We start from the raw sequence: 7,941 nt of genomic DNA, 5'->3' as shown, positions 1-7,941 counted from the left end.
GGGAAACACTGAAGATCCTCGACGTCGTCGAGGAAGACATCAAGGAAATGTCCAAATGAATGACGGCCTCTCCCAAGCCGACGAAATCGCGCTGATCGGCGCCCATGACGGGGTCCATGCCTTCGCCGCCGTCGTTCCGCCGATCGTGCAGACATCGCTGTTCACCTTCGAGAACTACGACGAGATGCTCGACACCTATGCCGGGCGGAAGGAGCGTTTCGTCTATTCGCGCGCCGCAAACCCGACGGTCAGGGTGTTCGAGGAAATGCTGGCGCGCATGGAAAAGGCGGAGGACGCGGTGGGCTTTGCCAGCGGCATGGCGGCGATTTCGGCGGCGATCATCACCTTCGTCGAGCCGGGAGACCGGATCGTTGCCGTGCGCAACGTCTATCCCGATGCCTACCGGCTGTTCGGCACCATCCTGAAGCGGATGAAGATCGAGGTCGAGTATGTGGACGGGCTGGACCTTGAAGCGGTCGATGCGGCGCTGTCCGGCGCGAAGCTGTTTTATATGGAAAGCCCGACGAGCTGGGAAATGGAGGCTCACGACGTCGGCGCGCTGGCGGCGCTTGCAAAGAAACATGGCGCGCTCTCGGTCATCGACAATTCCTGGGCGAGTCCCGTTTTCCAGCAGCCGGTCACGCTCGGCGTCGATCTCGTTCTCCATTCGGCCTCCAAATATATCTCCGGCCACAGCGATGTCGTCGCCGGCGTCGTCGCCGGTTCGAAGGAGATGGTCGGGCGGCTGCGCGGGGAGGCGCTGTCCTATCTCGGCGGCAAGCTTGCCCCCTTCGATGCCTGGCTTCTGACGCGCGGACTGAGAACGCTTGCCATCCGGATGAAGGCGCATGAGGCCTCCGCGCTTGAAATCGCCAGGCGGCTCGCCGCCCGCGAGGACGTCACCAAGGTCTGTCATCCGGGTCTGAAAAACCGGCTTCCGCCCGGGCTTTCCGGAACCTCCGGCCTGTTTTCCTTCCACCTTTCCGAACGCATCGACATCAAGGCTTTCTGCGACCGGCTCTCGCTGTTCAAGCTCGGCGTCAGCTGGGGCGGTCATGAAAGCCTGATCGTGCCCGGAGAGGTGGTTCTGGCGCAGAAGGCGCAGCCGAATTCGGCGCGCGCTTTCGGCCTCGATCCGCGCTCCGTGCGCATTCATGTCGGGCTGGAGGGCACGGAAGCGCTCTGGCGCGACCTCGAGGCGGCCTTCGAGGCCGCAAAAAACTGAGACTTCAACGCATAGAAGCAAAAAGCAAGGGGAATGGAAATGAAGAAACTGCTTACAGCCACATGCCTTTCGGCGCTCATGGCGTCTGCCGCCCATGCCGAAACGCTCATCCTGGTCGAGGTCATCACCAGCCCGGCCAGAACCGAAACGCTGGAATCAATCGTCGCGCGTTTCGAGGAGGCCAATCCGGGTACCGATGTCGAGATCATTTCGTTGCCCTGGGGCGAGGCCTTCCAGAAGTTCGCCACCATGGTCTCCGCCGGCAATATTCCAGATGTGGTCGAGATGCCGGATTCCTGGGTTTCGCTTTATGCCAATAACGGCATGCTGGAAAGCCTCGAGCCCTATCTCGCCGACTGGGAATATACCGATGACCTGACGGACCGGGCGCTGGAGCTCGGTCGCGAGGTTGACGGCACGGCCTACATGCTGCCCTACGGCTTTTATCTGCGCGCCATGTTCTACAACAAGAACCTGCTGGAAGCCGCCGGCATCTCCGAGCCGCCGACCACGCTTGCCGAATTCACGGAAGCCTCGACGAAGATCTCCGAACTGGACGGCAAATACGGCTACTGCCTGCGCGGCGGCGCCGGCGGGCTGAATGGCTGGCTGATGTACGGCGCCGACATGGCCGGCTCCAACGTATTCTTCGAGGAAGACGGCACCTCCACGGCCAATCAGGAGGGGTGGGTCGAGGGCTTCCAGTGGCTGATCGACCTCTATCAGAACGGCTACGCGCCGAAGGATTCGGTCAACTGGGGCTTCAACGAGATCGTCGCCGGCTTCTATTCCGGCACCTGTGCCTTCCTGGACCAGGACCCCGATGCGCTGATCGCCATTGCCGAGCACATGGACGAGAGCGATTACGGCGTGACGACCATGCCGAAGGGGCCGTCCGGAAAGACCTTCCCGACCATCGGCTATGCCGGCTGGTCGATGATGTCGGCCTCCGAGAACAAGGACCTCGCCTGGAAGCTGATCGCAACGCTCGAGGGCCCGGAAGGCAATATCGCCTGGAACAAGCGCACCGGCGCGCTTCCCGTGCAGAGGGCGGCCGAGGAGGACCCCTTCTATGACAGCCCTCAGTTTGCCGGCTGGTTCGAGGAGCTGAACGACCCGGATGCCGTGCCGACCGTGATGCCGACCTATCTCGAGGAGTTCGGCTTCTTCAAGGATTCGTTGTCCATCTCGACCTCGCAGCAGGCCCTGCTCGGCGAAATCACCGCGCAGGAAATGGCCGATGAGTGGGCCGACTACCTGACCAAGGCGCAGAAGAAGCACCTCGCCAGATAACGTATCCGTGCGGCCGGCTGCGGGAGACCGCAGCCGGCTGGCGCCTTTCTTCGATCATTCAAAGGACAGACGATGACCGACGCGGTGGACAACCGTGCCAGAAAGCCACTGGCGAAGCGGGCAAGCGCGTTTTTCGAGCCCTATCTCTACAGCGCTCCGGCGCTCTTTCTGATCGCCGCGGTGATCCTGGTTCCGCTTGTCGTGGGCATTTCCTACGCCTTCCGCGATATCCAGCTTCTCAATCCGTTTTCGGGCGGCTTCATCGGGCTTGATCACTTCCACGCGCTTGCCGGGGACAAGGCCTTTCGTCGTGCGCTCGGCAACACGCTGTGGTGGACCGGAGCATCCGTTTTCCTGCAGTTTGTCCTCGGTCTCATCCTGGCGCTCCTGCTCGACAAGCCGTTTTACGGACGCGGCCTGGTTCAGGCGCTGGTCTTCCTGCCCTGGGCCGTGCCCACCTTTCTCGCCGGCCTCAACTGGGCCTGGCTCTTCAATCCGGTCATCGGTCCGCTGCCGCACTGGTTTCACGCGCTGGGCCTGATGGCCGAACCGGAAAACATCCTCTCCGACCCCGCCCTCGCCATGTGGGGGCCGATCGCCGCCAATGTCTGGTGGGGCATCCCCTTCTTCGCCATCACCATGCTGGCGGCGCTCCAGTCGATCCCGCGCGACCTCTACGAGGCGGCGGCCATTGACGGCGCCGGCCCGGTGCAGCGGTTCCTGTCCATCACCCTGCCGTTTCTGGCGCCGACCATGGCGATCACCATCCTGCTGCGCACGGTCTGGATCGCCAACTTCGCCGATCTGATCGTGGTGATGACATCCGGCGGGCCGGCCAACCGGACGCAGATCGTCGCGAGCTACATCTTCACCCAGGCCTTCCGCAAGCTCGATTTCGGTTATGCCTCGGCGATTGCGCTCGTGCTGCTGGTGCTGCTTCTGGCCTATGCCCTGCTGATCATCCTTTTGCGCCAGACATTGCTGAACAAGGGCTGAGACGATGCGACCGAAAAGAATAGCCCTCACGGCAGCCCACCGCCTCGCAATCCTCGCCTATGTCGCCTTTGCGCTGTTCCCGCTCTACTGGCTGTTGAAAGTGGCGGTAACGCCCAACAGGCTGCTTTACAGCGAAGGGGTCCGGATGTGGCCATCGCGCATGACGTTCGAACATTTCGACTTCGTGCTGCGTCATTCCGATTTCCCGCTGTTCTTCAGAAACAGCGTCATCGTTTCGGGCTCCACGGCGATCGCCGTCACCATCGTTGCCTCGCTCGCGGGCTACGCGCTGTCGCGCTTTGCCTTCAAGACCAAATACTGGATCGTGGCGCTGATGCTGATCACGCAGATGTTTCCTCTGGTCATGCTGGTGGCGCCGATTTTCAAGCTTCTGTCGCCGCTCGGGCTGACCGACACGCTGGCGGGCCTCATCATCGTCTATACCGCCTTCAACGTGCCCTTCGCCACCTTCCTGATGCAATCCTTCTTCGATGGCGTTCCGAAGGATCTCGAGGAAGCGGCGATGATCGACGGGGCGACGCGGTTCAAGGCGTTCCGCCAGATCATCCTGCCGCTCACCCTGCCGGGCATTGCCGCCACGCTCGGTTTCGTCTTCACCGCCGCCTGGAGCGAGCTCCTGTTTGCCCTGATGCTGATTTCGGGCAACAGCGCGGCGACCTTTCCGGTCGGTCTCCTCACCTTCGTGTCCAAGTTCTCCGTCGACTTCGGTCAGATGATGGCCGCCGGCGTGCTCGCGCTCATTCCCGCCTGCATCTTCTTCCTGGCTATCCAGCGCTATCTCGTCAAAGGCCTCACTGCCGGCGCCGTCAAAGGCTGAAAGGATTTCCAAATGGCTTCCATCGATATATCGGACGTGCGCAAGAGCTATGGCAGGACCCCGGTGCTGCACGGCGTCGACCTCAACATCGAAGACGGTGAGTTTGTGGTTCTGGTCGGCCCCTCGGGCTGCGGAAAGTCGACGTTGTTGCGCATGATTGCCGGGCTTGAGGAGATCACCGGCGGCGATATCGCCATTGCCGGCAGGCGGGTCAACGATCTGGCGCCCAAGGATCGCGATATCGCGATGGTGTTCCAGTCCTACGCGCTTTATCCGCATATGAGCGTCGCCGACAATATGAGCTACAGCCTGCGCCTGCGCCGAACGCCGCGCGAAACCATCAAGGCCGTGGTCGGCAGGGCGGCGACGATCCTCGGCCTCGATCCGCTGCTCGAACGCCGCCCGCGCGCGCTGTCCGGCGGCCAGCGCCAGCGCGTCGCCATGGGGCGCGCCATCGTGCGAGAGCCGAAGGCCTTCCTGTTCGACGAGCCGCTCTCGAACCTGGACGCGCGCCTGCGCGAGCAGATGCGCGCCGAAATCAAGCAGCTCCACAAGAATATCGGTGCCACCTCGATCTATGTGACCCACGACCAGATCGAAGCGATGACGCTTGCCGACCGGATCGTTGCCATGAATGGCGGCATCGTCCAGCAGGTGGGAAGCCCGCTCGATCTCTATGACCGCCCGGTCAACCGTTTTGTCGCGGGCTTCATCGGCTCGCCCGGCATGAACTTTCTTGAGGGGCAGTTGCGATTGAAGGAGAGCGGACCGGTGCTGGCGCTTGATCGGGGCGTCGAGGTGGCGCTCCCTGTGCGCCCCGGCATGGAGGATGGCAGCGCCATGACGCTTGGCATCCGCCCGGAACATGTCGTCCGTTCGGCCGAAAGCGCTGCTGTCACCGCCGAAACCCAACTCATTGAGCCGACCGGCTTTGGTATCATCGTGCATCTCGACGTCGGCGGTCAGGATCTCAAGATGTTCACCCAGGACCGGGCCGCGCTTCGGTTCGATGGCGAGATCACGGTGTCGCTTCCGCCCGACCGTCTCCACTTCTTTGATCAGGACGGAGATCGCGTCTAGATCGGTTCCGCCCTTCATGGAAACGCGGAGTCACCCTGCTCATTTGTTTCTGCGCATTTTCGCGGGCGTCAGATGGTACCATCCGACTGCGAAATGCCCTGGAAGCGCTCTAGACCACGTCCGGCGGACGCAGCCTGCATTTTTCGGCCGTGTCTGCGGTTTCGATCTGCAGTGTGGTATGGCCGATCTCGAAATGCTCCCGCAATTCTTCGGGGAGCGTGGCGAGCAGCGGGCGGTGATAGCCCTCGGCGCAGACGATATGCGCCGTCAGCGCCGTTTCGGTGGTGCTGAGCGCCCAGATATGGAGGTCGTGGACCTCATCGACGCCTTCGGCCCCTTCGAGAAACTGGCGCACGTCGTCAATGTCGATGCCGGCGGGCACCGCGTCCATGGCGAGCCGGGTGGAATCGCGCAAGAGGCCCCAGGTCCCCACGAGAATGACGAAGCCGATGACGAGGCTGACGGCCGGGTCGATCCAGTCCCAGCCGGTAAAGCCGATGACGATGGCCGCGACGATGACGCCGACGGTCACGGCGGCATCTGCGGCCATGTGCAGGTAGGCGCCACGGATATTGATGTCTGACTTGCTGCCGGAGGCAAACAGATAGGCGGTGAAACCGTTGACCAGAACGCCGGCGGCCGCGACCCAGATCACCGTGCCGGTCTCGATCGGTTCGGGCGTGAAGAACCGGCCGATCGCCTCCCAGCTGATGGCGCCCACGGCAACGATCAGGATGATGGCGTTGGCAAGGGAGGCCAGGATCGGCGCGCGCTTGAAGCCATAGGTGCGGATGCCGCCGGGCGGTTTCGCCGCCAGCCAGATTGCCCCCCAGGCCAGCACGAGCCCCAGAACGTCGGAGAGATTGTGCCCGGCATCGGCCAGAAGCGCCAGCGACCCGGTGATGACGCCGAAAACCGCCTCCAGCGCCACATAGATGATGTTGAGGGAAATGCCGATGGCAAAGGCGCGGCCGAAGCTTTTCGGCGCATGAGAATGCCCGTGCCCGCCATGCCCCTCGTGGCCGCCGTGACCGTGCGCGTGATGATGCCCCGACATGCTTTGCTGCCTCCATGGTTGAGATGGAGATGAATGTAGAAGCTATAGCAGGGTGAGGATCAAGGGGACCGGGCGCGAAAAATACGCCCGGACTTCTGCCAGACGCTACTGCGCCGTCCTGCGGACGCCCCAGAGCGCGATGGCCGCGATGATGACGCTGACGACAACGTTCCAGCCGGCAAAGGACAGGCCGAGCACGCGCAGCGCCGCCTCGTCGCATTTCGGGCCGGTCACGCGGTTGAGATCGGCCAGCAGCGAGCTTGCATCGGTGGTCATGCCGGAAAGCGAGCCGGAGCAATCCGAAGGTCCTGCCCACCAGTGCCATTCGACGCCGGAATGATAGATGCCCATCACCATGCCCCAGACCATCAGCGCGGCAATGACGATGAGCGCAAGCCTGCCGACGAGGCGCGGCAGGACGCCGAAGCGGATGGCGAGCAGCCCGACAATGCCGACGGGCACGCCGATATAATAGGGTTTGCGCTCCAGAAGGCAGAGATGGCAGGGAATGTAGCCGCCGATATGCTCGAAGCCGAGGGCCGAAAGCACCGAGACGGCCATGCCGAGCGTCACCAGAACGAGGCTGATGACGAGGCGATTGTCTGTGATGAAGCGGGGGAGCATGGGGTGAGCCTAGAAGACGTATTTGACGAGGTAGAATCCGCCGAACAGAAGCACGACGAAGACGGTGAAGAGAATGCCGAGATATTTCTCGATGAAATCGCGGATCGGCACGCCGTAGCGGTTGAGCAGAAAGGCGATCAGGAAGAAGCGGAACGAGCGGCCGATGACGCTGACCAGGAGGAAGATGCCGAAATTGAGCCCCGTCGCGCCGGAGAAGATCGTCAGCACCTTGTAGGGGAAGGGGGTGATGGCGGCAAAGAGAACCCCCCAACCGCCCCAGGTGTTGTACCATTCGGCGATCTGCTCGAAGGAATGTTCCTTGCCGTAAAAGGCGAGGATCGGCTGGCCGACGGCTTCGAACAGGAACATGCCGATGAGATAGCCGCCGATCGCGCCGAGAATCGAGGCGAGCGTGCAGATGAAGGCGATCCGGACCCAGCTGAGCGGCTTGGCGATGACCATCGGGATCATCAGAACGTCCGGCGGGATTGGAAAGAAGGAGCTTTCGGCAAAGGAAATGGCAAACAGCGCGCGTTCTGCGTGGCGCGTCGCGGCAAGGGAGAGTGTCCAGTTGTAAAGGCGGCGCAACATGGGATGATCCGGAAATAATTGGAGACAAGGATTTAGAGTATTGCCGGAGGATGGTAAATCCCGCGCCGCTTGTCCATTCTTCACTACGGCGTGAAACCCGCTTTTCGCATGATCGGGATCAAAATCCCGGTTGACGCAACGGTCGTACCCCGTATATTTCGCCCCAACCCGGTCTCGACCGGCGGGCCCCTTTGGCGGAACTGGTAGACGCGCCTGACTCAAAATCAGGTTCCGAAA

The 7,941-nt window shown here is 62.3% G+C and carries 8 protein-coding genes; 5 read left to right on the top strand and 3 right to left on the bottom strand.

Annotated elements, in window-relative coordinates; genetic code table 11:
- Positions 1 to 55: 55 nt before the first annotated feature.
- From AC5DC2_RS15720 to AC5DC2_RS15700, 5 genes are all read left to right on the top strand, one after another.
- Positions 56 to 1,225 carry a PLP-dependent transferase gene (locus AC5DC2_RS15720; RefSeq protein WP_491699149.1) on the top strand — a complete coding sequence of 390 codons (1,170 nt, stop codon included), beginning with the start codon at positions 56 to 58 and terminating at the stop codon, positions 1,223 to 1,225.
- Positions 1,226 to 1,264: 39 nt separating this feature from the next.
- Positions 1,265 to 2,518, top strand: coding sequence for an ABC transporter substrate-binding protein (locus AC5DC2_RS15715; protein ID WP_491699148.1), 1,254 nt, complete (start codon positions 1,265 to 1,267; stop codon positions 2,516 to 2,518).
- Positions 2,519 to 2,590: 72 nt separating this feature from the next.
- Complete coding sequence (locus AC5DC2_RS15710) at positions 2,591 to 3,514, top strand: carbohydrate ABC transporter permease (RefSeq protein ID WP_024706865.1); 924 nt, start codon at positions 2,591 to 2,593, stop codon at positions 3,512 to 3,514.
- A 4-nt stretch (positions 3,515 to 3,518) separates the two neighbouring features.
- The gene (locus tag AC5DC2_RS15705; protein ID WP_491699147.1) at positions 3,519 to 4,352 is read left to right on the top strand and encodes a carbohydrate ABC transporter permease; all 834 of its coding nucleotides are present in this window, start codon (positions 3,519 to 3,521) and stop codon (positions 4,350 to 4,352) included.
- 12 nt (positions 4,353 to 4,364) lie between these two features.
- Positions 4,365 to 5,432: an ABC transporter ATP-binding protein gene (locus tag AC5DC2_RS15700; protein ID WP_491699146.1), complete on the top strand. Its 1,068-nt coding sequence runs from the start codon at positions 4,365 to 4,367 to the stop codon at positions 5,430 to 5,432.
- Between the two features lie 109 nt (positions 5,433 to 5,541).
- Here AC5DC2_RS15700 and AC5DC2_RS15695 read toward each other — a convergent pair whose 3' ends face one another.
- The 3 genes from AC5DC2_RS15695 to AC5DC2_RS15685 all read right to left on the bottom strand — a co-directional run bounded on the left by AC5DC2_RS15695 (position 5,542) and on the right by AC5DC2_RS15685 (position 7,704).
- Entirely contained in the window at positions 5,542 to 6,489 is a 948-nt protein-coding gene (locus AC5DC2_RS15695; RefSeq protein WP_024706862.1) for a cation diffusion facilitator family transporter, read from the bottom strand.
- A 105-nt stretch (positions 6,490 to 6,594) separates the two neighbouring features.
- Complete coding sequence (locus AC5DC2_RS15690) at positions 6,595 to 7,113, bottom strand: disulfide bond formation protein B (RefSeq protein ID WP_491699145.1); 519 nt, start codon at positions 7,111 to 7,113, stop codon at positions 6,595 to 6,597.
- 9 nt (positions 7,114 to 7,122) lie between these two features.
- Positions 7,123 to 7,704, bottom strand: coding sequence for a YqaA family protein (locus AC5DC2_RS15685; RefSeq protein ID WP_491699144.1), 582 nt, complete (start codon positions 7,702 to 7,704; stop codon positions 7,123 to 7,125).
- Between the last annotated feature and the right edge of the window lie 237 nt (positions 7,705 to 7,941).

The organism is Martelella sp., assembly GCF_984369615.1.
Note: the sequence above shows the minus strand (reverse complement) of the source record. Positions and strands in the feature narration are given on the sequence as shown.